This window comes from Chitinophaga sp. sic0106 (assembly GCF_019219075.1).
Lineage (GTDB): Bacteria > Bacteroidota > Bacteroidia > Chitinophagales > Chitinophagaceae > Chitinophaga.
Map to the genome: position 1 here is coordinate 272,291 of NZ_JAHUWJ010000003.1, position 25,777 is coordinate 298,067.

20 protein-coding genes are annotated in these 25,777 nt (G+C 49.2%); 12 read left to right on the forward strand and 8 right to left on the reverse strand.

Going from position 1 to position 25,777, the window contains the following annotated elements:
* Positions 1-57 precede the first annotated feature (57 nt).
* The 6 genes from KW844_RS06150 to KW844_RS06175 all read right to left on the reverse strand — a co-directional run bounded on the left by KW844_RS06150 (position 58) and on the right by KW844_RS06175 (position 6,013).
* Positions 58-1,032, reverse strand: coding sequence for a DUF2167 domain-containing protein (locus KW844_RS06150; RefSeq protein ID WP_218375836.1), 975 nt, complete (start codon positions 1,030-1,032; stop codon positions 58-60).
* A 154-nt stretch (positions 1,033-1,186) separates the two neighbouring features.
* Positions 1,187-2,179 carry a DUF3137 domain-containing protein gene (locus KW844_RS06155; protein ID WP_218375837.1) on the reverse strand — a complete coding sequence of 331 codons (993 nt, stop codon included), beginning with the start codon at positions 2,177-2,179 and terminating at the stop codon, positions 1,187-1,189.
* Positions 2,180-2,194: 15 nt separating this feature from the next.
* Positions 2,195-2,755, reverse strand: a complete 561-nt coding sequence (locus KW844_RS06160; RefSeq protein WP_218375838.1) for a LemA family protein — start codon at positions 2,753-2,755, stop codon at positions 2,195-2,197.
* Between the two features lie 10 nt (positions 2,756-2,765).
* On the reverse strand, positions 2,766-3,503 hold the full coding sequence (locus tag KW844_RS06165) for a hypothetical protein (protein WP_218375839.1): 738 nt from the start codon (positions 3,501-3,503) through the stop codon (positions 2,766-2,768).
* Between the two features lie 20 nt (positions 3,504-3,523).
* Positions 3,524-4,009: a hypothetical protein gene (locus KW844_RS06170; protein WP_218375840.1), complete on the reverse strand. Its 486-nt coding sequence runs from the start codon at positions 4,007-4,009 to the stop codon at positions 3,524-3,526.
* A gap of 192 nt (positions 4,010-4,201) precedes the next feature.
* Entirely contained in the window at positions 4,202-6,013 is a 1,812-nt protein-coding gene (locus KW844_RS06175) for a glycosyl hydrolase family 18 protein (protein WP_218375841.1), read from the reverse strand.
* A gap of 219 nt (positions 6,014-6,232) precedes the next feature.
* Between KW844_RS06175 and KW844_RS06180 the strand changes: the two genes are divergently transcribed.
* The 12 genes from KW844_RS06180 (at position 6,233) to KW844_RS06235 (ending at position 22,319) form a co-directional block, all read left to right on the forward strand.
* Positions 6,233-7,297 (forward strand): LacI family DNA-binding transcriptional regulator, encoded by a 1,065-nt coding sequence (locus tag KW844_RS06180; protein ID WP_218375842.1) that lies wholly within the window; start codon positions 6,233-6,235, stop codon positions 7,295-7,297.
* Between the two features lie 426 nt (positions 7,298-7,723).
* Positions 7,724-10,945: a SusC/RagA family TonB-linked outer membrane protein gene (locus KW844_RS06185; protein WP_218375843.1), complete on the forward strand. Its 3,222-nt coding sequence runs from the start codon at positions 7,724-7,726 to the stop codon at positions 10,943-10,945.
* A gap of 21 nt (positions 10,946-10,966) precedes the next feature.
* A complete protein-coding gene (locus tag KW844_RS06190; protein WP_218375844.1) occupies positions 10,967-12,550 on the forward strand; it encodes a SusD/RagB family nutrient-binding outer membrane lipoprotein in 1,584 nt (527 codons plus the stop codon).
* Positions 12,551-12,571: 21 nt separating this feature from the next.
* Positions 12,572-13,909, forward strand: coding sequence for a glycosyl hydrolase family 18 protein (locus tag KW844_RS06195; RefSeq protein WP_218375845.1), 1,338 nt, complete (start codon positions 12,572-12,574; stop codon positions 13,907-13,909).
* The gene (locus tag KW844_RS06200) at positions 13,906-14,871 is read left to right on the forward strand and encodes a glycosyl hydrolase family 18 protein (RefSeq protein ID WP_218375846.1); all 966 of its coding nucleotides are present in this window, start codon (positions 13,906-13,908) and stop codon (positions 14,869-14,871) included. Before KW844_RS06195 ends, KW844_RS06200 begins: the two co-directional genes overlap by 4 nt.
* Entirely contained in the window at positions 14,868-16,409 is a 1,542-nt protein-coding gene (locus KW844_RS06205) for a beta-N-acetylhexosaminidase (protein ID WP_218375847.1), read from the forward strand. The genes KW844_RS06200 and KW844_RS06205 overlap by 4 nt, the downstream gene beginning before the upstream one ends.
* The gene (locus KW844_RS06210) at positions 16,387-17,709 is read left to right on the forward strand and encodes a sugar MFS transporter (protein WP_218375848.1); all 1,323 of its coding nucleotides are present in this window, start codon (positions 16,387-16,389) and stop codon (positions 17,707-17,709) included. Before KW844_RS06205 ends, KW844_RS06210 begins: the two co-directional genes overlap by 23 nt.
* On the forward strand, positions 17,687-18,868 hold the full coding sequence (gene nagA, locus KW844_RS06215) for an N-acetylglucosamine-6-phosphate deacetylase (RefSeq protein ID WP_218375849.1): 1,182 nt from the start codon (positions 17,687-17,689) through the stop codon (positions 18,866-18,868). The genes KW844_RS06210 and nagA overlap by 23 nt, the downstream gene beginning before the upstream one ends.
* An 8-nt stretch (positions 18,869-18,876) precedes the next feature.
* A complete protein-coding gene (locus tag KW844_RS06220) occupies positions 18,877-19,644 on the forward strand; it encodes a 6-phosphogluconolactonase (RefSeq protein ID WP_218375850.1) in 768 nt (255 codons plus the stop codon).
* A gap of 2 nt (positions 19,645-19,646) precedes the next feature.
* Positions 19,647-20,288: a carbohydrate-binding family 9-like protein gene (locus tag KW844_RS06225; protein WP_218375851.1), complete on the forward strand. Its 642-nt coding sequence runs from the start codon at positions 19,647-19,649 to the stop codon at positions 20,286-20,288.
* A 9-nt stretch (positions 20,289-20,297) separates the two neighbouring features.
* Positions 20,298-21,419 carry an acyltransferase family protein gene (locus KW844_RS06230; RefSeq protein ID WP_218375852.1) on the forward strand — a complete coding sequence of 374 codons (1,122 nt, stop codon included), beginning with the start codon at positions 20,298-20,300 and terminating at the stop codon, positions 21,417-21,419.
* A gap of 87 nt (positions 21,420-21,506) precedes the next feature.
* Positions 21,507-22,319: a DUF2490 domain-containing protein gene (locus KW844_RS06235; protein WP_218375853.1), complete on the forward strand. Its 813-nt coding sequence runs from the start codon at positions 21,507-21,509 to the stop codon at positions 22,317-22,319.
* 9 nt (positions 22,320-22,328) lie between these two features.
* Here KW844_RS06235 and KW844_RS06240 read toward each other — a convergent pair whose 3' ends face one another.
* Together KW844_RS06240 and KW844_RS06245 are read right to left on the reverse strand one after the other, a co-directional pair.
* Complete coding sequence (locus tag KW844_RS06240; protein ID WP_218375854.1) at positions 22,329-24,713, reverse strand: ABC transporter permease; 2,385 nt, start codon at positions 24,711-24,713, stop codon at positions 22,329-22,331.
* Between the two features lie 137 nt (positions 24,714-24,850).
* On the reverse strand, positions 24,851-25,585 hold the full coding sequence (locus KW844_RS06245) for an SDR family NAD(P)-dependent oxidoreductase (protein ID WP_218375855.1): 735 nt from the start codon (positions 25,583-25,585) through the stop codon (positions 24,851-24,853).
* Between the last annotated feature and the right edge of the window lie 192 nt (positions 25,586-25,777).

Below are 25,777 nucleotides of genomic sequence, written 5' to 3' on the forward strand. Positions count from 1 at the left end.
TTAAAATCAACAAAGGGCGGCTTTTCAGCCGCCCTTTTCGTTTTATATCAGGTGTATTTACAATGTGGCAGGAGGTTCATCAGCAGGAACTTCCGCTGGCACCTGTGCCAAAGGCTCTTCCTCCTTTTTACGGCCGATGAATTTACGCAGGTAACCCACCAGCGCCAGAAAGCCCAGCACAATGAATTTCCAGCCGGCCGCCAGGAACTTTAAGATGAGCGCAAAGAAGCCTACTTTAGCCAGAATCTTACCCGCTACCAGTCCGCCGATAGTCCATGCAGCCACATCATCTACTTTAGGATCAAAGTCAAAATAAGTATTTCCCTCCGTGAAGGTGGCCATGTGCAGTACTTTACTAATATCCGCTTTTACCAGTGGCAATTCCTGCATGGTACATACCGCGTTGAGCGACAAAATACCATGGCGGCCGAGGATACGGATCTGGTAATTGAGCGTATTGGCGCCTGCTTCATGATCGTCGAAATGGATTTCCTTTGCCCAGTGCAATACTTTATTTTCCTTGTCGTAGAAAGGTTTTTGGGCCCATCCTACAAAGTGTATGGCCGCATAACCAGCTTTCGCACGTTCTTCGTTTTCGCCTTTCTCCTCTTTCTGCATGGTTTTGAGCATCTCGTCGTAATCGATTTTCTCCGCATCATCGTCTTTTACATATCCGATGTCCTCAAATTCTACGATGAAGGCATAACTACTGTCAGAAAACGGATCAGATTTTTCAGGAAAGATCATGCCGAGGGTATTGGCAGCATTGGCTTCCGGGTTGCCCCACAGCTTGGTGAGTACGTACTTGCTTTGTTCGGCATTCAGGAATTTAAACCCTGCAGGGATCTTGATCTCCGCCTTGCCGCCGGGTAGTTGAATTGTACCGGTTTCATACTTTTGTGTGCTGCGGATGGAATCAATAATGTGGTTGACCTGCTCCTGGTAGATTTCGGCTGAATCGCGGACAGGGTCCGCCTTTAATTGAAGAGCTGCTAACAGAAAGGTGGCAGCCAGGTATAGGTATTTGCGCATAATGATGAAAAATTTCGGGGGCAAATTGCGACAAAATACGGGAAGAAGAAAAAAATGCGCTGAAAGCACTGTCCATGGCGGATTGGCAAATCAGCGCAAATTATCAAGTACGTCAGTTTTCTCCATGAACATGCTTTTCCTGCACGCCCGGTTCCTATTTTACATATGCAGCATTCATATTGAGCGCTTTGATAATTTCCGTCATCATGCGGACTTGCGCTACATAGGTTTCCAATGTCCGTGTATCATTGACGCTGCTGAAAAGCGGCGGTATAAACAACATTTTGCCCATTGGGTAATAAATACCAAAATAGGCCTTAGATCCCTTAAAAGAAAACTGCAACTTCTTGCCGGTTTGTTTTGTAAAATCCACCATCCTGTCCATCAGTGCGGGCGACAACATATAGCGCGTTTCCGTTTGATCGGTACCGTATACTTCAAAATATTTTTCGAAAGCTACATCTTCCAGTTTCACCCTTTGGTACCTGAGTTTTTCCTGACTCAGCTTTCCCAGCAGCAATGGCGCAAAATACTTAACCCCATCGGGATATACTAAGGTGTTCGAATCCGTGTGTTTCTGCAAATCGACTACAAAAAACACACCGCGGAAGAGGTCCTGCCAGGTCGGTTGCGAGTCCCCATCCTGCCGGTATTCTTCTGCCAGCACTTCGGCGAAACTGAAGGCAGTACTGCCTATGGCGCCTGTCAACTCACCGGAGGAATAGTATCTGTCCGGGTTTCGGAACAAGGGAAAACCGCTTTGACTAAAATCATCCCGTGGGATGCCCTGTGTAGCGTTATAACTCAGTCCGGGCAGCATTTCCGGGATGGCCTTTACCAAAATTTCCGCTTTGTACATGTCCGCATACCCGCCCTGGTACAGGTATTTATAAATAATCTTTTTAATTTTTTTAGAGAGATATATGGCTGCCAGGAAATAGGCGAAAAGTAACAGCCCAATAGCTGCCAATAATATCTCCCCATCGTTTGTAATACGAAATTCGTGACTGTATACCTGTATTACTTTCCAGGTCAGCCAACCGAGGGCCGGCAAAAATACGGCCATCCAAATGCCAACTCTCATCAGCACTTTTAACAGCAGTTTTTTGCGCAGGCCCTCCAGCACTAACAGTTTGGAGCTATTCATTCTTTTGCGGTGGTATTAGGAATGACTAAATAATCCCTTTGCGCTCAGGCCCTGCGTTTCGGCAGGCGCCGCTTCAAAAACCGGTTTGGGCTTATAGCCCATCAGGGAAGCGAAGAGCGTTCCAGGGAAAGATTGAATAGCATTGTTGTATTCAGTTACCGCATTATTATAAAATCTTCTGGAAGCGGAAATGCGGTCTTCTATATCCGTCCAGCTCTGTTGCAATTGCAGGAAGTTGTTGCTTGATTTCAGGTCCGGGTAATTTTCCACGGCTACCATCACCTGGCGTAGTGCGCCGGATATTTCGCTGTTCAGCTTCAATTTATCTTCCGCTGAAACATCGTCGGACAGCGCTTTTGTACGCATAGCGGTGAGTTTACCCAGCACCTCTTTTTCGTACGACATATATGCCTTTACGGTATCCACCAGGTTGGGGATCAGGTCGTACCGGTTTTTTAACATGGCGTCGATACTACCGGTGGCGTTGGTCACTTCATTTTGCTTGCGGACTAATTTGTTGTAATAATATATGGCCACTGCAAGTACTATGATGGCGAGGATAATGATCATTTGCATGGTAATAATTTTAAGATGATTTTTTTACGTAAAACACCTGGCTGACTTTCATCACACCATTCCAGTACACCGTTTTCGTATAACCCTGAAGGTTAACCCACTCTCCTACCTTCATAGGTCTGGCGGCAGAAATTTCAATTTCATTTCCGTCTTCATTCAGCAGCACCGCGTAGTTAGGGACATTAAGCTCCGCAGGTTTCTGCACGCTGATGATTTTACCGCTTACCTGGCCCATGGTGTTTTCATTGGATGCGCCGGCACTCTGGCGGGGTTCTTCAGTATTGAACTCCCGGATATAGTACACACTGGATAATTTGTTTTGACACACCTTTACCCCCCATTCTGCCCGGGTTACTTTGATGTAACCTTCGTCCCCCAAGGGTTCCAGGCTGGTATAAATAATCTTTGAGCCGGTATTGGTAACGATTTGTCCTTCATCACCGTTGATGGCGCAGTTATAGCGGGCACGCGTGTAATTGCCGGTAAATAATGTAACTGTGTTCGCAGATTTTTCAATAGAGAAATAACTTCTGCCAGATGCGTCTTTTTTAAATTGCCCGTACACTACCACATTGCTGTTACTTTTTGGTGTTCCACCTTCCCACACGGCATCAGTGGTGGTATAGCTGCCATTGTACAGGTACTTGATAGAGGCGTTGGAATGGTAGCCGGACAGCCAGACTTTTGTTTGGGCTCGGGCATAGAAGGTCATCACCGTTACGGCGAATAATGCAATTAGTTTTTTCATGCGAATATTTTAAGGACTGTTTACAAAGCTGTAAGGACCACCTGGTTGCCGGCGTATTTCTTATCAATAATAAGCAGGTGGCAATACCGGGAGGTAAACGACTGCGGTGCAGGGGTTGTTACCAGTGTATAGTTTACCTGCAATTTCTTTCCCACTTTGGTTAGTGATTTTACCCGGAGGTCTGCCACGTTATTGCTGCTGCCATTCACCAGTGCCAATACCATTTTTTTGGAGAAGTCAATAGCAGTCGGATTTCCATCCTTGGTTGCCAGTGGTGCCATACCGAAAACCTGATCAAATTCCTGCTGCGATTTAAGTTGCATTGCATGAATGCCTTTTTCGGGATAGCTATTTTTTACATAGTAGTTTTTGGCAATGGCATAGGGTACTTCCGCACCTTTTTTAGGGACAACAACTTGTTTGGATGGCGAAGGAGAGCTGTGCTGTGCTTGTGCAACAGTGGCGGTTGCCAGCAGGACACAGCAAGTGTAGATGTATTTTTTCATGGTCGTCGGTTGTAATTACACCATAAATGTGCAACGTGGCGGCGGATCAAAAAAATGAAGTTGGTAAGTACCGTGGAATAGTATACGAAAGGGGTGGCTGCGTATAGGAAATGATTCCGTAGGTCTACAAAACATTAAAAAGGCGCCCCCATTGGGAGGCGCCGCGGGTCAAACTGAATGCTCACTATTCCATTAATCTTTCAGCCTATAAGCCATATTGATGTCCGAGAGGGTAGCCATTAAGGTGTTTGGTGTGGGGCTGGTATTGCCCGATGCGTTGATGGAGAAGCTGTTGAGCGCCGTGCCGGTGGCTAGTTCGCCCGTGGCCGGGAAGTTGCTCACAGCGGCGCTGGTCTGCATTTGCACGTTATTTACCCATATGTGATAGGTTTGTACGCCCAGGCTAAAGCTCGTCCCGTTTTTCGTATATACGGTACTGTTAGTACCGTTGTTGCAATAGATCTGCACCACGTAGGTGCCTACCTTATTGAATACGGTGTTGTTAATCGTCGTATAGCTATAAGTGTTAGTGCGGTAGGATAAAGTGGCATTGGTACCGCCGTAGAAATCCAGTCGCATGGTACCGAACACGCCGGGGGTGTTCACTCCGGTGAGTTGGTTGGTATTATTGAAGGTAGTGCTGCTGGTGGTGCTGTAGCCGAAAGGAATGATAAGCTGTCCGTTGGTATTGGCAGCATCGAGGGCCAGCGTGAAGCTGAGCGTGGTCACAGCTTTTGCCGGATCTATTGCATACCAGGAAAACTTGGCAGGCGTGCTGGTACTGCTGGCGGCCAGTTTCACTTTTGGTGTGGTACCGGGCTGGGTCTGGAAATAGCCACCGCTGTTGGCGGGCAGGAAAACGCGGCTATAGCCGTAATAAGGCGCCGGCAAAAATCCGGGTGTCCCTTTTACGGACACGGATTGCCTGATGGCGGTGCTGTCGCCATAAGTGACGGTGGCCGTGCTGCCGAGATCATATTTCCAGGTAACATACGGATCATTCCACCCGTTGTTGCTGCTTAGTTTATCAGTGATAGCTTGTAGCAGGGACAAAGATCCGGATGCATCCTGCAGTACCTGCCAGAACATAATACCACCGGCTTTTTCCGCAGCCAGGGCTGTTTTGTTTTGAATGGTGGTGATGCCGTTGTAGTTGACAACGTTACCGTCTGTACGCCGGGTGGTATCTTTCCATTCACTGCCGGGGTAGGCGCTAACTATCTGGCTGAATTTCATTTCCCCTTGTGCGGTACCGTTTGGATAGTAGCCATAGAAAGGCACCCCTATCACCACTTTGGAGGCGGCGAGGCCGCGGTCGCCCGTCCAGTAGTTGAGATGCTGGGTGGCGTAACTGTAGGGCGAGTGCTCGCTGCCGGCCATATCATAGGCCATTACGTTGATGAAGTCGAAGGCGGCGAGGCAGCTGTCGGTGATGCGGCTACGCGTCCACCAGGCAACTGCTGCGGTGAGCAGCTTGCCGTTGGGCTTCAGTTGTGCGGAGAGGCCGGTTACAAAGGCTTCATAGTTGGTATCGATGTTATCGCCTTCCAGGTCAACGTCGATACCGTCCACGTTGTACAGTGATACCAGTGCTATTACCTTATTGATAAAGGCAGCCCTGTTGGCGCTGGTGAGCAGGTTGGCGTACTGGCTTTGGTTGGAGCCACCGCCCAGGGAAAGCAGCACCTTCACGTTGTTGGCGTGCGCCTTGGATACGATGGTATCCAGGCCGGTGCCTTGTGAGGCGGGGAAGTTACCGTTTACGTCCGGGTTGAAGAAGGCGATGTTGATATGCGTGACTTTCGTAAAGTCGAATGCATTGATGTGATCTGCCAGTGTGGTGGTGTATTTGGGAAGGTAGGCGATGATTTTAAATCCCGCCGGGGCCGACAGCAGCTCTGTTCGCGCCGCGGATGGCTTATCCGTATTGAATAACTGTTGTTGCTTATTACAGGCCAGTACCAGTAATGAAAAGGCAACGGAGAACAAGAGTTTTGTTTTCATTTTTTGGTTGTTTTTAGCGTGAATACAAGTAACTATCTCCCTAAAAGGAAAACAGGAAGGGGTGATATAAATATGTATTGGGAAGACGTAATAGCCGTAGCTTTCCGGGGTTCCGGAAGTGGTTAACAAGAATTAACTGAAAATTTCGTGTACGTACACAAAAATAATCCTTATTTTTATTTTTCCAAGAGCTGTATCAAAAAAAACAGCTGCGTATTCATGAAAAAAACAGTAGAATCGGCACCGGCGGGCGTAAAAGAAATTGCGAGGCGTGCAAATGTTTCGATAGGCACGGTGGACCGGGTGCTGAACAATCGCACCGGGGTGGCTGCCAAAACGCGGGAGCGGGTACTGGAGATCATCAAGGAGCTGGACTACCAGCCCAACCTGATGGCCCGGCGGCTGGCATCCAGGCGCACCTGGAAGTTTGCCGTGCTGATACCCAGCACGTCGTCTGAAACCGGTTACTGGAATGCTCCTCTGGCAGGCATCCGTCAGGCCGCGGCGGAAATACGCGATTTTGGTGCACAGGTAGAGGTTTTTCTCTTTGACCAAAATGATAAGCAGACTTTTACAGCCAATGCCAATAGCATTTTAAAACAGCAGTTCGACGGGGTGCTGTTTGCGCCCATGTTTGAAGAGGAATCGCTCAAGCTGATTAAAAAATGCAATACCAAACAGATCCCCTATGTGTTTATTAACTCCGATATTGAAGGGCAGGAACGCCTCAGCTATATAGGACCGGATCTGTACCAGAGCGGCCACCTGGCAGCACATCTTGTTAATTATTTATTACAGGACCAGCAGGAAGTCCTCATCGTTAACATCTCCAAGGAAATGGACCTGCACCACCACCTGCTGAAAAAGGAAGAAGGGTTCAGGGCCTATTTCAGAAATAATAAGCGCCCGGTAAAACTAAACAAAACGGATATACGACAAACAGATTATCACTCCGTTAAAACTAAACTCTCCAAACTCCTCCGGGAAAATAATATCGATGTCATATTCGTAACTAACTCCCGCGTACACACGGTGGCGCGTTTCCTCGAGGAATCCGGGGACGTAAACATCCGCCTGATCGGCTATGATTTCCTGGCAGAAAATATTGCTTTCCTCGAAAAGTCGGTGATTGATTTCCTGATCTGCCAAAAGCCGCAGGAACAAGGGCATAAGGGCGTGATGGCGCTTTATAACTACCTGGTACAGGGGCTTCCGGTGGAAGATGCGCAGCATATGCCCATTGATATTGTTACGCGGGAAAACTACCGGAACTATAGGAATTAATGTGTAAGGGTATTGCCAGCACGGCCTTACTAAGGTCATAGCTTTTTTAAAGATGCACCTGGTATACCCAGCCGCAGTGGCACCAACGGAAACTCCGCATCTGCAGAAATTAATTTCAAAAAAAATCCTTCTTTTTAATTTTTAGTTTTATATTCGTGTACGTTAACGAAAAATTCAAGAACTCCAGCGAGTTCTTTTTTACACAACGAAACCGTTAACGTACACGAACTATACAGGCAACCAGCCTGATTTTTTTACCAACTTTTCGTGTACGTTAACGTAAAATGAAACAAAAGCCTGGAACCACTTTTCATCATTGCCGTCAACCAACATGTATTGAAAGAAAGCCCGTGATTACCACAGGACAAGTATTTATTGATTATTGCGTGTACAATTTGCAATAAGACAACCAAAATTACCACCGATATGAATGCTATTGTCAAACTACAGCACATAGGCTGCTGTGCAGCCGTGCTGACCTTATGCCAGTACTACGCTAACGCGCAGTCGCCCGGTACCATCAAAGGGAAAATAAACGATGAAAACGGTAACATCATTCCCAGCGCCAGTATCTATAATAAAAATTCAAGACAAAACAACATCTCCACTGCTGCCGGCCAGTACGCCATACAAGCACAAAACGGAGACAGTATTATCATCCAGATGATCGGCTACGACCGATACGGATTCGTCGCCAAATTATCCGGACAGCCAGTCAATATCACCCTCCACTCCCGCTCACAAAACCTGAAAGATGTAGTGGTTACCGCACTCGGCATCAAAAGGGAAGAACGCGAACTCGGCTACGCATTCACGGAAGTAAACGGGGATGATATCAACAAAGCCAAAGAAACCAACGTCATCAACTCCCTCGCCGGTAAAGTGGCAGGGCTGGTGATCAACAGCACCGCAGGCGGACCTTCCGGCTCCTCCCGCGTCATCATCCGCGGTAACACCAGCATCACCGGCAACAACCAACCACTCTATGTAATCGACGGTATCCCCATGGATAACTCCAACTACGGACAGGTAGGCGATACCAAATATGCCGAAGGCGTAGATATGGGAGATGCCATCTCCGCCATCAACCCGGATGACATTGAAAAAATATCAGTGCTCAAAGGCCCCTCTGCCGCCGCTTTATACGGTAGCAGCGCTGCCAACGGCGTCATTCTCATCACCACAAAAAAAGGAAGTAAACAGAAAGAACTCGGTATAGAACTTTCCAGTACCTCCACCATCGAAAAACAACTCACCAAAGTAAACGGCAACCAGTACCTCTACGGCCAGGGTAACAACGGCAACCTACCCCAGGACCAGCAGCAGGCACAAAATACCATGTTTACCAACTTCGGGCCCCGCCTCGATCCCAACGTCAATATCATCGGCTTCGACGGTAAAACCCGCCCATACGCACTGGCAGAAAATAATTTCGGTAGCTTCTTCCGGACAGGCTCTTCTTTCAACAATACCTTGTCCCTCACCAACGCTACCGACAAATCAAATTTCCGCTTTTCCGTAGGCGACCTCCGCTACAAGGATATCGTGCCCAACAGTGATATCCGACGTGATAACTTCAGCTTCTCCGCAAGGTCCAAATTCGGTCAGTACCTCGATTTCGATGCCAGGGCCACCTACCTCAACGAAAGAGTGAATAACCGGGCCGGCCTCGGCGATGCGCCTACCAATGTAGGCCAGAACTTCAACGGCCTCGCTAATAATATCGACCAGTCCGTATTTGGTGACAACTACAAAACTGCCAGCGGACAATATGTAGAATGGGGCGGCGGACAATACCGCCTCAACCCATACTGGGTGCTGTATGAAATGTCGAACGTAACAATGAAAGACCGCCTCACCGGCGCTTTCAACGCCAACATCACCGTTAACAAACATTTCAGCATCCTCGCCAGGGCATCTACTGACATCACGTTCCTGAACTATCAGAAGTATAGTCCACCCACCACGCCACTGGCAATCTCCGGTATGATGAACACCCTCGACCAGAAATACATGACCAACCAGGCGGACGTGATGGCAACGTTTACGCATAAACTGAGTCGCGATATCAACCTCTCCGCACGCCTGGGCGCCAGCCTCAACCAGCGCCAGCGCAAAGGCACCGCCGGCACATTTTCCAACATGACCGTTACCGATGTAAAAAGCATCAACAGCTACCAGGATAAAAGCATCGAAGAAAGTAATATCCGCAGGGAAGTGCGCTCCGGCTACGGTCTGGTTACACTAGGTTATAAAGACTTCCTTTACATCGACGGTACCATACGTACAGACGCCTCTTCTACTCTGCCTAAAGGCAACAACGTATATACGTACCCGTCTGTATCCGGTAGCCTCATCTTTACCGATGCTTTCAACATTAAAAGCAATATCCTGAGCTTCGGTAAGCTCCGCGCCTCCTGGGCAGAAGTAGGCAGCGATACAGATCCGTATATGCTCGATCTCTATTACAGCCTCTACCCGCTGTCGTTTAACGGATCACAACCTGCAAATATTTCTACTAAAATCATTCCCAATAAAGAACTAAAGCCCACGCGTACACGTAGTTTCGAAACAGGGCTGAACATGAAGTTCTTCAACGGCCGACTCACTTTCGATGGTACCTATTATACCAGCCGCTCCCGCGATCAGATCAACATTGTACCTGCACCGGTATCTTCCGGCTTTACCAAACAGATCATCAACGCCGGCCTCATCACCAACAAAGGCCTGGAACTGATGCTCTCCGGTACGCCCATTTCCAAAAAGGATTTCAGCTGGGATGTATCCGTGAACTTCGCAAGGAATATCAACAATGTGCAGTCGCTTGCGCCGGATGTACCCTTTATCACGCTCTCAGAGGCACGCTGGCTGGGACTCCTGGTGGCGGCTATGCCGGGGCAGCGCTATGGCTCTATCATTGGCTACGACTATCAGCGCGATCTTAAGGGCAACATTATCCTGAACCCTACTACCCTGGCACCGGTACCTACTACGGACAGGCGCGTACTTGGCAAAGGCGTATTCGACTGGACCGGTGGCCTGACCAGCCGTTTCAACTATAAGAATTTTAGTCTCAATGCAGTATTTGATGTGAAGTATGGCGCCGATATCTTCTCCATGACCGACCTGTTCTCCGTTGTACGCGGCGCCAGCAAAAAAACGCTGCCTGGCCGCGAAGAATGGATACAATCCGAGCAGGAGCGACTGGCCGCCAAAAAAACTGCAGGTGAATGGAGAAGCATGGGCATGGTAAGAGGATACGTACCTGAAGGCGTGGTGCAAACCGGTACTGATGCGGATGGTAAGCCGGTGTACGAAAAGAATACCCGCGCGGTAGACCCTTCCGTGTACTGGGCCAACTACTACTCGGATGGCAACGGTATTGCGGTACCATTCATCTACAAAGCCACTTATGTAAAAGTCCGTGAAATTACTTTATCGTATAGGCTTCCCCGTAATATCAGTAACCGCCTCCACATCAAAGACGCCCAGTTTGGGCTGGTAGCCAGAAATCCTTTTATCATCTATAAAGATATTCCAAACGTAGACCCCGACTCCAACTACAACAACGGTAACGGACAGGGACTGGAATATGGCTCACTGCCATCCAGGAGAGGATGGGGCTTTAACCTGAATGTGAAGTTCTAACGGACAAAATAATTTACCGCTATGACACAAAATCGCAACTATAACTATATACTTCCGCTGCTACTGCTGCTTACCGCCTGTAGTAAGTTCGGAACACTAAATACAGATCCTACAAAATCCAGCTCCATGAATCCCAAAAACCAGCTGATCTATGCACAGCTCTGGTTTTCAGGGGATCTGTCCACCCAGGAAAGAACGAACAGCATCGTGCTGCTGCCGCTGGTACAGCAGTTTGGCGCTGTGTACTATGCACGTGTAGGTGGCATGTATGTAAAAGATGCTACCCGCATGTGGGTGATGTGGGAAAACAGTTATCCGAATGATGTGGTCAACATTGTGGATGCCGCTGAACGTACGAAGGACGTAGCTACGCAATCCAATCTAAATGCCATGTGCCGCATTATGAAGGTATACACCTTTGCCCGCCTTACGGACCTGTATGGTGATATCCCGTACTCGCAGGCCGGCACCGCTTATTACTCGCAAATCAAACGACCGGTATACGATAAACAGGAAGATATATACAATGATTTCCTGGCAGAATTAAAAGCCGCTGCCGCCCAGCTGGACGCTACAAAAGACAAGGTACCCGAGGAAGTATTTTTCAAGGGAGATATCAATGCCTGGAAAAAATTTGCCAACTCCCTCCGCATCAGACTCGCACTGCGCATTGCCAAAAGAAATCCCGACAAGGCGAAAACGGAGATTACGGAGGCATATAGTGGTGGGGTGATGACCAGCAATGCGGATATCTGCATGACCAAACACCTGGATATCCAGAGCACCTATTCCGATGTGCGCGGCAACGCAGTTTCCGTGGCCATCAACCAGCAGTCGGGCATGCCTAAAATCATCAGCACTTTCCTCAACCTGCTGAAAAACACCAATGATCCGCGGTTGAACTACATCCCCCGCTGTTACAAACAGAATAATCCCATGAAACCTTTTGAACGGGAAGATATTACCGAGCAGGTGAAAGTGACCACTGTAGGCCTGACCGGTTCCAATCCGGGCAGGTATGTGTATGACGACTGGGTAGGCCCTGTGACCATCAAACTGGCCAATGGCACCAACTACAGCGCCGTAAACGGGGACCTGAAATGCGAACTGAACAACTGCTTCATCCGTAACAATGCGCCTTTCCTGCATCTGACCTATGCGGAAGTGGAGCTGTTACTCGCGGATGCCAGCATTCGGCTGGGTATTACTTTGGGAGATGATGCAGCCACCCATTATCGCAAGGGCATTGAAGCGGCTATGAAGCAGCTGAGTCTGTACCCTAACGGCCCTGTAGTACCCGATACGGCCATTGCACGGTTCCTCACCGAAAACCCGCTGGCAGCCGGTACAGAGCTGAAGCAGATTAACTCACAGCTTTACATTGCGCTCATGCTCAATGGCCCGGAAACATTCGCCAACTGGCGCCGCTCGGGTTATCCTGAATTAAAAGCCACGCCTACCAATGAGTCAACCTCCACCACTATTCCCCGCCGCTTCCAGTATCCATTATCAGAGAAAGAGCAGAACGCGGTAAACGTACAGGCAGCAGTGGAGCGCATTGGCGAGGATGACTGGACCAGGCGCGTATGGTGGGACAAAGAATAATCATCTGCAAAACTACTATCAATGAAAAAGCAACTACATATATGCTTCCTTTTAGCAGCAGGCCTGCTAGCCGGATGCACAAAAGATGAAGCAGCCGATCAGGCGGCAGGCAAGCCATTTACACCGCGGGTGTTTAATGAGATATCATTGTTCCCGGAGAGTCGCGACAGCATCCGCATTTTAAACGTGGGCGACACCATGGCCTTCACCGGCCTCCAGTATTCTCCGGTACAGGCAGACATTGCCTGGAAAATCAATGATTCCGTGGCGGCTACTGACAAGCAATATTATTTTATAGCAAGAGAAGGAGGGGCCTTTCGTGTAAGCGTAAACGTAACCTACCAGGGCTATACCACCTCGCGCTACCGGGATATCTTCGTAATACCGAATACCTATAAGCCGAAAGCCGCGGCTAATGTGGTGATGGCGTATATCAGTGATACCGCCAGTTACAAACAGGTGGACTTCTCCGCAATGACCCATATGGCCTACAAGGTGGCCACCATTACCGCTGCCGGCACCATGGATATTTCCAAAGGTGAAATAGCCCGTAAGGCCGAAGAAACCGTAGGCCGCGCCCATGTGGCGGGAGTGCCGGTGTTACTGGGCATCAGCGGCGCATTGTCTGCTGATGGCTGGAGTGTAAGCCAGAGCAACCAGTTTGGGGCCGTTATAACGGACGTGGCTAAACGTGCCGCCCTGGTACAATCCATCAAAGCATACGTGGCAGCCAAACGCATGGACGGTGTAGATCTCCTGATGACAGACATCAACGCGTCCGCAAGCATCATCAACGCGAATATTGCCGCTACCGGCACCTTGCTCACTGAGCTGAGGGCCGCACTGGGCGCAAATGCCATCCTTACTGCAACCGTAGCCGGCTCCACCTATTACGACCGCTACCCCGACCTCTCCGCCGCCAACTGGATCAATGTACACGCCTATGAAGACGGTGTACACGTAGGGCCCGGAAAACCGCTTGGACAACCATCCGGATTCGATTATTTTGTGCAATGTGCCGGCTTATGGAAATCAAAGTACCCGGCCGCAAAAATTGTGATGGGCATTCCGGCTTTCGGATTGAGATATAATAGTCTCGATGCCAATGGCAACAACCTTAGCTGGACATCCTATAACTACATCCCTTATAAAGAAATCCTGGCCGCGGTTCCTGCCGCTGCCACCAAAGAATATGCGGAGATTGCCAAAGGGGTTTATTTCAACGGGATACCGCTGGCCACGCAGAAGGCCGCATGGTTAAAGCAAAACGGATTTCTCGGCGCCTACCTCTGGGCAGGTGAATACGATGTAACCGGGCAGCAATCGTTAACAGCTAATGTCTATAATTCTCTCCAATGAAAATGATAAAACTATTTGCTACGGCAGCCCTACTGTTTACCATGCCTGCCATGGCGCAGGTGAAAGTGATCGGATACATCTTTTCCCGCGGGAATATTGTCTCCGATATGAAAAAAATCGAGCTGGACAAAATCACCCACCTGAATATTGCCTTTATCAATCCCGATACCACCGGTGTATTCATGCCTTTTCCGGCACTGGATACGGTGGTACAAATGGCGCATGACCACGGAGTAAGGGTACTGATGTCGTGCGGCGGTGGCAGCCGGCATACTTATTATGCCAAACTGCTGTCAGACAGCTGCCGGGAGCAGGTAGTCAACAACTTCATTGCGTTTGCGGACAAGTACCATCTGGACGGAATTGACGTAGACATTGAGGGTGATGATATCGACGATAACTATGAAAATTTTGTAGTGGCCCTCAGCCAGCCACTACATCAGCAAAACAAATTGCTGACAGCGGCGCTGGCCTACTACACCCGGAACCGCATCTCCGATCGTGCCCTGCAGCAATTTGATTTTGTAAACCTGATGGCTTACGATAAAACAGGTCCCTGGCGGCCTGCCAATCCCGGGCAGCACTCCCCTATGTCGTATGTAATGGATCATTTGAACTACTGGGGTCAGGAAAGAAAAGTGCCAAAAGAACGTTTAGTCGTGGGCGTTCCTTTTTACGGTTATGGATTCGGTCCGCTGGCGGATACCAGCAAGCGGTATCAGTCGATGGTGTATAAAGATATCATTGCTGCTTTTCCCAATGCAGCAGCCACTGATGAAGTGCCACTACCCAACAATGGCGGTACCCTGTACTATAACGGTGTAGCTACTATCCGTGAAAAAACGCAGGTAGCGCTGGCCAAAGGCAGTGGTGTCATGATCTGGCAGCTGCTGGCCGATACCAGGGACGATACCTCGCTGTTGAACGTCATTGACCAAACCATCAAATCTACGAAACGATGATACGAAAGATCGTAGCATGTTGCCTGGTAAGCTTTAGCTGTTACACCGCCATGGCGCAGCAGCAGGACTTTAAAATAAAAGGCTTCCATCTGGACCTGCGCATTCAGGTAATGAAATTGCCCGCCTTAAAGCAATTTGCACTACAGCTGAGTCGCCACGGCATTAACACCCTTGTGATGGAATGGGAAGCCAGCTACCCATACCAGCAACATGCAGTGATCGCTAACCAATACGCCTATACGCGGGAGCAGGTGAAAGAATTCATCCGGTATTGCGACAGCCTGCACCTTGATGTAATTCCTTTGCAGCAGAGCTTTGGGCACGTGGAATACATTCTTAGGCATGCCCGCTATAAAGCACTCCGGGAAGACCAGAAAGACTACTCCCAGGTAAACCCGATCCGGGAGGAAGCCTGCAAGGCCCTGTTTGCGGACCTCTACAAGGATCTGATGAGTACCCACCACTCCAAATACTTCCATATCGGCGGCGATGAAACGTACCTGCTGGGGCATTCACCGGAGTCTAAAGCCAAAGCGGATAAACTCGGCAAAGGCAGACTATATGGCGATTACATCAAAATGCTATGCGAACTGGTGGTGAGCATGCACAAAATTCCGGTAGTATGGGCGGACATCGCCCTGAAATATCCTGATGCACTGCAGGGCCTTCCTAAACAAACTGTTTTTGTAGATTGGAATTACGGCTGGGACCTGAACCGCTTTGGGGATCATGAAAAACTGATGCAGAGCGGGTTTGAAATATGGGGAGCGCCGGCGATCCGCAGCGGCCCTGATAACTTTTTCCTGACCGACTGGCAAAAACATTTCAACAACATACGTGATTTTATACCACAGGCGCGGCAGCTGGGATATACCGGCATCATCATGACTTCCTGGTCTACCTCCGGCATATATTCTCCGGTGTTTGAAACTGCTTCGGGAGTCAATGACCTGGTAGCTGTCAGGAGAGTGTATCCTATTTCAGGCTTTGATATGACTATAGCCGCCTATCTGCAAAGTATAAACAGCATATCACCACTTCAAACCGATTATTTCGTTAACGACTATACGAAAAATCAGTTCGGCTTTAGCACTGCGCAATCGGCAGCTTTCTGGAATGCGCTAAAACGCGCACCCTATGAGGTTTCCCAGGGAAAGGTGGTGGGCGCCAACATTAGTCTGGCTGCATTGCTGGATAGTGCCAGGGCAACTGCCGCTATATTACATACGCTGAAGCCTATACGTAATTCCGGCAACTTCCAACATTTTCCACTCATGGCCGACATACGGGTGTGTTACCTCAGCTGCCTGCTGGCAGAATCCGCGATGAACGACAGCAGTTATACCGTAGCACAGGCGAAAGGGTTATTGCAGGAACTGAATGCATTACCCATGGCGGAGCTGGACAACCGCTTCACTACGCTGAACAGTGCCCTGCTATATCCTGAAGAAATAATTACAGAAAACAAGTTGCGAAAAGAAAAATGGAATTCATTAAAAGCAAAATTGAACGCTGATGTCCGCAGGAATGGAAACTAAACGGCCGGTAATCGCCATAGGCATCATTGCCGCCATGTTTTTCATCTTTGGTGTGGTGACCTGGATCAACGCCATCCTGATCCCTTATTTTAAAGTAGGTTGCGAGCTGAATAATTTCCAGTCGTACCTGGTGGCATTTGCCTTTTACATTGCCTACCTGGTGATGGCCATTCCAGCGGGATTGATGCTGAAAAAAACCGGCTTCAAAAAAGGCATGATGATAGGTTTCTGGCTGATGGCGGCTGGCACTGCGTTGTTTGTACCTGCGGGGATGAGTCGCACCTACGGCCTGTTTTTATCCGGCTTATTCGCGATTGGCTTAGGCCTGGCTATTTTGCAGACCGCTGCCAATCCCTATATCACTATTCTCGGACAAAAGGAGCGTGCAGCGCAGCGTTTCAGCATCATGGGTATCTGTAACAAGGTGGCCGGCATACTGGCGCCCGTAGCTTTTGCGGCGGTGTTGATTCAGCCTGGTGATCAGGCCTTATTAAAGGAAGTGCACTTACTCGATCCTGTTAGTAAAACGCAGGTCCTCGATGAGCTGATTGGCAGAGTGGTAGTGCCTTACGCCGTGGTAACGGTTGTACTTTTTTTGTTTGGTTGCCTGATCCGGTTTTCTCCTTTGCCTGAAATTGAAAATGAAACTAGCACCGATGCACCTGAGGGCAAAAAGAGCATGCTGGATTTCCCGCACCTGGTGCTGGGGGCGGTAGCTATATTTTTTCACGTGGGTGCGCAGGTAATTGCTGTGGATAGTATTATTAACTATACCATAGGCATGGGGATGTCGCTGGCGGAGGCCAAGGTATTTCCTGCGTACATACTCACCACTACTATCATTGGTTACCTGATAGGTATTACCATTATTCCCCGCTGGATATCGCAGTTGCAGGCCTTGCGTGCATGCACTTTGTTAGGTTTTGTACTGAGTGGGCTGGTGTTACTGATACGTGGCAACGTAACGTTGCTGGGGCATACCGTAGATGCGTCTGCATGGCTGATTGTTTTACTTGGCCTGGCCAACTCCATGATATGGGCCGGCATCTGGGCCATGGCTATGGATGGATTGGGCAGTTTCGTGAAAACCGGCGCATCGTTGCTGGTAATGGGCTTGTGCGGCAATGCAATCATGCCGTTGATATACGGCGCGCTGGCAGATAAAGCCGGTCAGCACTTTGCCTACATCGTGCTGCTCCCCTGCTATGCTTACCTGATCTATTATGCATTTTTTGGTTATGGTCTGAAAACCTGGAAACGGGCGCTTAATGTAAAGTATGAAGTATCTGAAAGTCTATAATGGAAAAATCATTACCCGCGCGGGTATCCTTCCAGGCGGCACCTTACTGATTGCTGATGGCCGTATAGCAGCCGTTAGCGGGCACGATATCGAGGTGCCTGGGGCGGAGCTGGTAGATGCCGGAGGCAGGTATATAGCACCCGGGTTTATTGATTTACATGTGCATGGCGGTGGTGGTGCCGACTTTATGGATAACACCGTGGATGCATTTTTGCAGATCGCGCAAACGCATGCCCGGTACGGTACTACTGCGATGATGCCTACAACGTTGAGTTGTGGCATGGATAGTTTGCTCACTACCCTTTCCGTATATGAGCAGGCAAAGCTGGTGAATCAAAGCGGCGCCGAATTTATAGGCTTACATATTGAGGGGCCGTATTTTGCTATGAGTCAGCGAGGTGCACAGGACCCGCGTTATATCCATCCGCCTGATCCTGCCGAATACCAGGCAGTGCTTTCCAGGTCGGCTGCGGTGAAGCGCTGGAGCGCAGCGCCGGAGCTGCCGGGTGCTATTGAGTTTGGCCGGTACTTGCAGGAGCGGGATATACTGCCTGCCATTGCACATACCGATGCTGTTTATGAAGAAGTGGTGCCCGCGTTTGCAGCAGGGTACACGCATTGTACACATTTTTATTCTGCCATGTCCGGTGTTAGCCGGCGGAACGCCTTCCGCTACGCGGGGGTCATTGAAGCAGCCTATCTGATGGAGGAGATGACGGTGGAAATTATCGCAGATGGCGTTCATCTCCCTATACCCCTTTTACAATTGATTTATAAAATTAAAGGGAGAGATAAAACTGCGCTGATCACCGATGCCATGCGTGCTGCAGCATTGCCGCCGGGGCCGTCGGTCCTGGGCAGCCTGCAAGACGGGATGCCGGTGCTGGTGGAAGACGGTGTGGCCAAACTGCCCGACAGATCAGCATTTGCAGGCAGCGTAGCTACTTGCGACCGCCTCATCCGCACCATGCTGACCGCAGGCATTCCCTTATACGATGCTGTGATGATGATGAGCGAAACACCCGCTACTATCATGAAAGTTCAAGAGCGAAAGGGGAGTCTCACCCCCGGCAAGGATGCCGACGTGGTCATTTTCGACGAAAACATTCATATCCATACCACCATTGTAGGCGGTAATATCGTTTACAATGGACAATAAAACAGTACATGCAGGAATTTAAAACCGAACACCTCACCGTCAGGATTTACCCCACCAGAAAGGAACTAGGGCTACAGGCCGCTATAACGGCCGCGGCTACACTACGCTACCTGCTGGCAAATAAAAAAACAATCAACATCATTTTTGCGGCAGCACCTTCGCAGCAGGAGTTCCTGGAAGCATTGCGCGTGCAACCCGGCATCGACTGGCACCGGGTGAGCGCATTTCACATGGATGAATACATAGGTCTGGCAGCTGAAGCACCACAAGGCTTTGGCAACTTTTTACGGTCGCGCATCTTCAGCCAGGTCGATTTCCATGCTGTTCATTATATCGATGGGCAGGCCGGCGAAAGCGCTGCGGTGAAGTATGCCGCTTTACTGGAAGTCCACCCGCCGGACGTGGTGTTCATGGGCATTGGAGAAAATGGCCACCTGGCCTTCAACGACCCGCCAGTGGCCAACTTCCACGATACCCACCCCGTAAAGGTGGTGGAGCTGGATGCCATGTGCCGGCAACAACAGGTAAACGATGGCTGCTTTGGTGAGCTGGCACAAGTACCCACTCATGCCATTACCCTAACGATACCTGCGCTGATGCAGGCGCCATATATCTACTGCATGGTGCCCGGTGCCACCAAGCAACAGGCGGTGTATAACACCCTCCATCAGTCGGTACATACTGAATTTCCTTCAACAATATTAAGAACACATCCTGGCGCCATACTTTTTCTGGACGAGCAGAGCAGTGAACTATTAGCCACCAAAAAGCATTAGCCATGGCGTTATTACACGCACCCTTCCTGGAAGTGGAGCAGCAGCATACCCCGCAGCAGGTGGGCCGTATGCTGGATAAATTACCGCAGGTACCTATTGCCTGCAACCCCTGGCCGCAATACGGCCATGAAGTACAGGCTTCTTTCACCATTGCGCACAGCGCCCATGCAGTGCTGCTGAAATATTATGTGGAAGAGCAGTTCCTGCTGGCGGCTTCCGCTGCCAACGGGGATATTCATAAAGACAGCTGTGTGGAGTTCTTTGTGGCTTTTGGAGAGGATGACAGCTATTATAACCTGGAGTTTAATTGCATAGGCTGGTACAAAGCGGGATACGGATCTACCCGTAATCACCGCAGCGCCCTGGCCGACCGGATTACAGATGCCATTACCACGGACACGCATATACGTTCAGAAGTAGTAAACGGCGCCCGTCGTTTTGGCTGGGAACTCACGATTGTAATCCCTGCTACGGTATTCTGTTATCATCAGATTGAAAACCTGGCTACATTGCGGGTAAAGGGCAATTTCCATAAGTGCGGCGATGAACTGCCGACACCACATTTCCTCACGTGGAACCATGTAACCGCACATACGCCCGACTTCCACCGCAAAGAAGACTTTGCGGATATCCTGTTTTTATAATTGCAGCACATGAAAGTTATACAAGAAAGATACCTGGCCCTGGATGTGTTACGCGGACTCACCGTGGCATTTATGATTGTGGTGAACTCACCCGGCAGCTGGAGTGATATTTATGCACCACTGAAACATGCGGACTGGCATGGTTGTACACCTACGGACCTGGTGTTTCCCACTTTTCTGTTTGTGATCGGTAATGCGTTCAGCTTTAGTATGAAAAAGATGGGTACTTTATCTACGGGCCACTTTTTCAGAAAAGTACTCCAACGCGGAGCATTGATTTTTTTGATTGGCTGGCTGTTGAATGCCTTCCCATTTGTAACGTATACGGATGGCAGTTATGGCTGGAAGGATTTTTCGGCTATCCGCCTCTGGGGGGTATTGCAGCGTATAGGCGTTTGCTATATACTGGCAGCAGCGCTGATTTACTATTGTAGCAAAAGGGTTTTGCTCCTTGTTAGTGCCGTACTTTTATTGGGCTACTGGGCGGTACTCTATTGGGGAGGCACCCCTGCCCTGCCATACACGCTCGAGGGCAATGCCGTAGGGAAAGCAGAGCATTTATATCTCCCGGTAAAAAATATGTATACCCACTATGCTATACCATTTGAGCCATTAGGATTACTTAGTACCCTGCCGGCAGTGGTAAATGTAGTGTTCGGTTACCTGGCAGGACTATACCTGCAACAGGCGCCGCGGGCAGCGGCGATTCGTAACTTCCTGCTCACCGGTGTAGGGATGGTGATTGCCGGCGCCTGCTGGGGATGGGTGTTTCCTATCAATAAAGCGCTATGGACCAGCACTTACGTCGTATATGCGACGGGGTTTGACCTGCTGGTGCTCGCCGTTTTCATCACCATCATTGATGTATACGGACTAAAAAAATGGAGCTACTTTTTTGAGGTTTTCGGTAAAAATCCCCTTTTTATGTACATTTTGTCGTGGATACTGGCCGTGATCCTGGGCATTATTCACCTGGGCGGCCCCTCCCTGAAAGGCATTATTTACAAGCATGGCTTTACCAGCTGGCTGGCACCCAAAAATGCTTCCCTGCTGTATGCACTGGCGTTTATGCTGCTTATCTGGTGGGTGGGGTATATGATGGATAAGCGGAGAATTTATATCCGGGTATAGCCTCCCCGGAACAATTTTGACTAAATAATTGTTTCTTTTTGTTGTGCTGAGCTTTTGAGAGAAAGAAATCATACAAATGGGAAACGCATGATAAAAAGAAGTAAAGCTGTTCTGTTGTTATCACTTGGTCTTTTAGCGCATGCTGACCTATGGGCTCAGGCGGCGCCTCCTCCCAACACCATGGGCTTTATTCCGGCTTCTATTTCGGAAATAGATGTGGCATTTCCCATTTATTCCAAATGGCATATTTCCGGGCAGGCGGATGTGCAGTTTGTAACACAGGGTTCTTATATAACAAAGAATCCTTTTGAATATGGGCAGCGGTTCGTATTCAGGCCATGGCTGATGTATTCCGGATTCAAAAACCTGAAGTTATGGGCGGGTTATGAAACGAATCACAAATACGAAGTAAAGGAGGCCGGCAACTACGAAACGCTGGAGCAAAGAATGATCCTGATGGGATCTATTGCGCAAAAAATGCCGAAAGGAAGCATATTTCAGCAGCTTCGCTTCGAAACCAAGTTTTTTGATGACCGCGATGGCGTGCATCAAAGCGTTCCCAGGCTCAGGGCACGCTTTGGTGTGAACCACTTTTTACGGCAGGAGCGCCCTCATCCTATCTTCCGGGAAGCCAACATTTCCTATTATGCAGAGCTGATGTTGAAATTTGCATCAGACGACTACGCACCTAATAATTTTGATATTTTCAGGATGTCTGTTTATTACAGCGCCGGTATCACAAAGAACCTGCACTTTTTGTCGGGCATCATTGCACAAATGCAGTTGCGCACCAATGGCAACCAGTTCGATGTGTACTATGGCCCTACGTTAGCGCTTAAATACACCATCAAGCCTAAGGAAAGGGAAACGTTTGACAACGTGAGTGGCGGTGCGGACTGACGGTCTGCATTAACCTTCCTGCCTGAGTGCCGTTGCCGGGTTTAACAGCGCGATGCGATACACCTGGATACCTATTGTTAACGCACCTACGAAAACCAGGCTTCCTGTACATATCAAGTAAATAGCAATACCGGGTGATGCATGGTAGGTAAATACATGCAGGAATACTGCTCCAAGTAACGTACCCAGTGGCAGCCCTATGCATGCTGCGATGAGCATGAGTTTCACAAAACTCCAGGAAAGCAGTCGCATCACCTGCGGGATGCCGGCGCCCATTATTTTACGTAGCACCACTTCTTTTGCCCGCTTTTCTGTGCTGTGTGTTACCACACCAAGCATCCCCAGAGATGCTATCACAAATACGATCAGGATAATGATACCAAATAGTTTCAGGTCTTCATTTTCCATATAATCTTCATAGAGCTGTTGCTCATACCAGTTATACAGAAAGGGTTCGAATGGGTATAATCCTTTCCAGATGGTTTGAATGGAGCTGGTAAGGGCTTCCTGTCTTGTACCCTTTTGCACCAGCAATGACAAGGTGGTAAACGCCGCAGGATCGTAGCGCAGCACCAGTGGGGTCACTGGCATTTCGTAGCGCATGAAGTTGAAATTTTTCACCACACCTGCTACTATCATTTCGGTGCTATCCAGCAGTATCGTTTGACCGATGCTGGCGCGCGGGTCTGTAAATCCAAGGGATTGCACGGCTTTTTCGTTCAGCACCACAAAGTGTCCTCGGGCGGTATCCTTATTGTTTTCAGGGAGATTATTACCTGCGGCAAAGGTCAGTTTCATGTTACGGATAAACGCAGCATCCACTGCGTAGGTAAAGGCTTGGAGGGGTTCCATGCCAGCCCGGGTACGCGTATCGCGGGTGATGTTTATTCGCCCGGCGCCTTCGTTTAGCGGGGCACTGGTAGCGCCTACACTGTTTACGCCGGATAGCTTACTAATTTCGTTTACCAATAACCGGTAGTTGCCTGTTTCCCCCAATGGTATATTCAGGATATCCCTGCGGTTGAAATTTTTATTGTCGGTGGCCATGTAACGAAACTGCGTGTACATAATAGCGGTAGACACCATAAACACCAGGGATACCACAAACTGAATAACGATCAGCGTTTTACGAAGGCCGATTTTCCCGAATCCTGCCGGCCCCAGCGAACCTTTGAGGATGGCTACCGGCTTTGCTGCTGATAATATCCGTGCAGGTGCAGCGCCTGCCACCAGTCCGGTCAGCAGGGTAAATCCAAAGAAAGACAACCATAACAGATACGGCTGCTGCACTTCCCAGATTAACCAACGGGCATGTATAAACGATTTCATGGCATAGAGCCCAATTATACCAATGATCAGCGCACAGCAGGTAATGAGTATACTTTCAATCAGGAACTGCAATACCAGCTGCCAGCGGGCTGCACCAGCCACTTTACGTACGCCTACTTCTCTGGCCCTGCTTAAAGAACGTGTAAGCGTCAGGTTGATATAATTGAAGATGGCCAGGGAGATGATGATTAACAGCATGATGCCGTTGATCAGTAGTTTGAACCAGGGCTCTACCCCCGGATTGTTTTGCAGGCCCCGGAAGTCGGGCGATATATCACTGATCCGCTGTGCTAAAAACCGGTGATCCTTCACGCCTGTAAAATCTACCTTTTTCCGGTTATCCACCCTTACCTGCGCTAACATGTGGTCCAGTTGCGTGGTAGTGGTGCCCTGTTGCAGGAGTATGTACGTATATGCGTTGTAGTTAAGCCAGTTTCCCTCCGCCTCGCCGGGATGGATCCCGGGGTAGGTGGCCATAGACACTACGATATCCGCATCCAGGTGGGATATTTGTTGTCCCGTGGGGGCAAATACTCCGGCAACAGTGAAGGTGCCACCGTCTTTTTGCGTCAGTGTTTTACCAATGGGATCGGTTTCCCCAAAAAACTTAGCGGCGGTTTCGTGCGATAATACCACGGTATATGGCGCAATGGCCGGCTGGCCTTTTTCAAGCGGGAAGTTAAAGAGTTTGAAATAGCCGGGGCTCACATAATGTCCCCATGCGCCTAATGATTTTACCCGGTTGCTGAAAGTACCGCCAAAGCCGCGTATTACCTGGGCTACCGCTTCTACCCTGCTTTGCTCCTGCATTAGCTTATCCGCCAGCGGCTGCGGTGTGCTGGCCAGGAAAAATGTATTTCCATCGGTGGCTGTAACGTCGGTGGTGATACGAAAGGTGCGGTTGGGATAAGGGTGAAATGCATCTCTCTCAAAACTACCCTGCAACTGAATGATGATCAACAGGCACATGGCCATAGCGAGGCCCAAACCAATAATATTGATCAGAGAAAACAACCGGTGCTTCCACAGGTTGCGCCATGCAATTTTTAAGTAGTTTCTCAGCATAGTAAACAGGATGTTTATACAGTGCTATAGCTGCCAAAGAAAATGCCTTATTGCAAATTAATACAAATTATTCGTTTAGGGATAACGCACAATTATAATATGTCCATTCTCGTTAGGAGGATGTTCGATTTTGGACGTTATGGTAATTTCGCCACCAGTTTTTCAGGGAGATGTTTGAGCACCTGGTGGATCAGTTTCCATTTAAATCCCGGTACGATCTCAAACCCAGTGCCGGCGTTCACGATGGCACGGGCAATGAAGGCAGGCTCCATCAGCAGGGACTCGGGAAGGTCCAGTCCGGCGGTCATTTTGCTGCGGATATAACCTGCAACAATTACATTCACAGTTACTTTTCTTGGAAACAAATATTGCCGCAATCCCGCCAGGTATTGTGTAAACGCTGCTTTCGTGCTCCCATATACGAAGTTACTTTTGCGGCCACGCACGCCGGAAAGGGAGGATAGCCCGATAATACGCTCCAGGTGGGTATTAGTAGTATCATTAATTATCAGATGGATAATGGACACAGCACCGGCGTAATGTACCTGCATCATGCGAAAGCTCCCTTCCCAATCCACCAGCGCCTGCTCGTTGGTTACCTGGAAGCCGGCGGCGTACACTACGATATGAGGCTTGGCTGGCAGGCTTTGGTAAAATCGTTCATGCTCCTCAAATTCGGTGGCATCGAAATAGCAGACAGTGAGTAGGTCTGTAGGGGCACGTCTGGCGGCCATAAAGGCGTTGATTCCCGCAGTACTGCGGGAAGCGGCTATTACCTGGTAGCCTTTGCGGAGGTACAGCAGGATGGCCTCTTTTGCCACATCTGAATTGGCGCCGAGGACGAGAACCGTTTTGGAGGTATATTGGGACATAGGGGAACGTATAACCGTCACAAGATAGTGACTTTTATAAAAAAGCCGCTTAAATCATGGATTTAAGCGGCTTCGCAAAACCTATCACTTATCAGGACTTACCCAACAATTGCACAATCACTTTTTCCATGTCATCTTTCCGGTAATGTGCTAAAAAGGCTATCGCCAGGCCCGAGAGGAAACTTCAGCCTG

Bases quoted from the DNA above. Each gene is read 5' to 3' on its own strand.
- KW844_RS06170 (WP_218375840.1), bottom strand. From the start codon at position 4,009: ATGAAAAAATACATCTACACTTGCTGTGTCCTGCTGGCAACCGCCACT.
- nagA (WP_218375849.1), top strand. From the start codon at position 17,687: ATGAAGTATCTGAAAGTCTATAATGGAAAAATCATTACCCGCGCGGGT.
- KW844_RS06160 (WP_218375838.1), bottom strand. From the start codon at position 2,755: ATGCAAATGATCATTATCCTCGCCATCATAGTACTTGCAGTGGCCATA.
- KW844_RS06225 (WP_218375851.1), top strand. From the start codon at position 19,647: ATGGCGTTATTACACGCACCCTTCCTGGAAGTGGAGCAGCAGCATACC.
- KW844_RS06240 (WP_218375854.1), bottom strand. From the start codon at position 24,713: ATGCTGAGAAACTACTTAAAAATTGCATGGCGCAACCTGTGGAAGCAC.
- KW844_RS06230 (WP_218375852.1), top strand. From the start codon at position 20,298: ATGAAAGTTATACAAGAAAGATACCTGGCCCTGGATGTGTTACGCGGA.
- KW844_RS06210 (WP_218375848.1), top strand. From the start codon at position 16,387: ATGTCCGCAGGAATGGAAACTAAACGGCCGGTAATCGCCATAGGCATC.
- KW844_RS06185 (WP_218375843.1), top strand. From the start codon at position 7,724: ATGAATGCTATTGTCAAACTACAGCACATAGGCTGCTGTGCAGCCGTG.
- KW844_RS06205 (WP_218375847.1), top strand. From the start codon at position 14,868: ATGATACGAAAGATCGTAGCATGTTGCCTGGTAAGCTTTAGCTGTTAC.
- KW844_RS06190 (WP_218375844.1), top strand. From the start codon at position 10,967: ATGACACAAAATCGCAACTATAACTATATACTTCCGCTGCTACTGCTG.
- KW844_RS06200 (WP_218375846.1), top strand. From the start codon at position 13,906: ATGAAAATGATAAAACTATTTGCTACGGCAGCCCTACTGTTTACCATG.
- KW844_RS06195 (WP_218375845.1), top strand. From the start codon at position 12,572: ATGAAAAAGCAACTACATATATGCTTCCTTTTAGCAGCAGGCCTGCTA.
- KW844_RS06220 (WP_218375850.1), top strand. From the start codon at position 18,877: ATGCAGGAATTTAAAACCGAACACCTCACCGTCAGGATTTACCCCACC.
- KW844_RS06155 (WP_218375837.1), bottom strand. From the start codon at position 2,179: ATGAATAGCTCCAAACTGTTAGTGCTGGAGGGCCTGCGCAAAAAACTG.
- KW844_RS06235 (WP_218375853.1), top strand. From the start codon at position 21,507: ATGATAAAAAGAAGTAAAGCTGTTCTGTTGTTATCACTTGGTCTTTTA.
- KW844_RS06150 (WP_218375836.1), bottom strand. From the start codon at position 1,032: ATGCGCAAATACCTATACCTGGCTGCCACCTTTCTGTTAGCAGCTCTT.
- KW844_RS06180 (WP_218375842.1), top strand. From the start codon at position 6,233: ATGAAAAAAACAGTAGAATCGGCACCGGCGGGCGTAAAAGAAATTGCG.
- KW844_RS06245 (WP_218375855.1), bottom strand. From the start codon at position 25,585: ATGTCCCAATATACCTCCAAAACGGTTCTCGTCCTCGGCGCCAATTCA.
- KW844_RS06175 (WP_218375841.1), bottom strand. From the start codon at position 6,013: ATGAAAACAAAACTCTTGTTCTCCGTTGCCTTTTCATTACTGGTACTG.
- KW844_RS06165 (WP_218375839.1), bottom strand. From the start codon at position 3,503: ATGAAAAAACTAATTGCATTATTCGCCGTAACGGTGATGACCTTCTAT.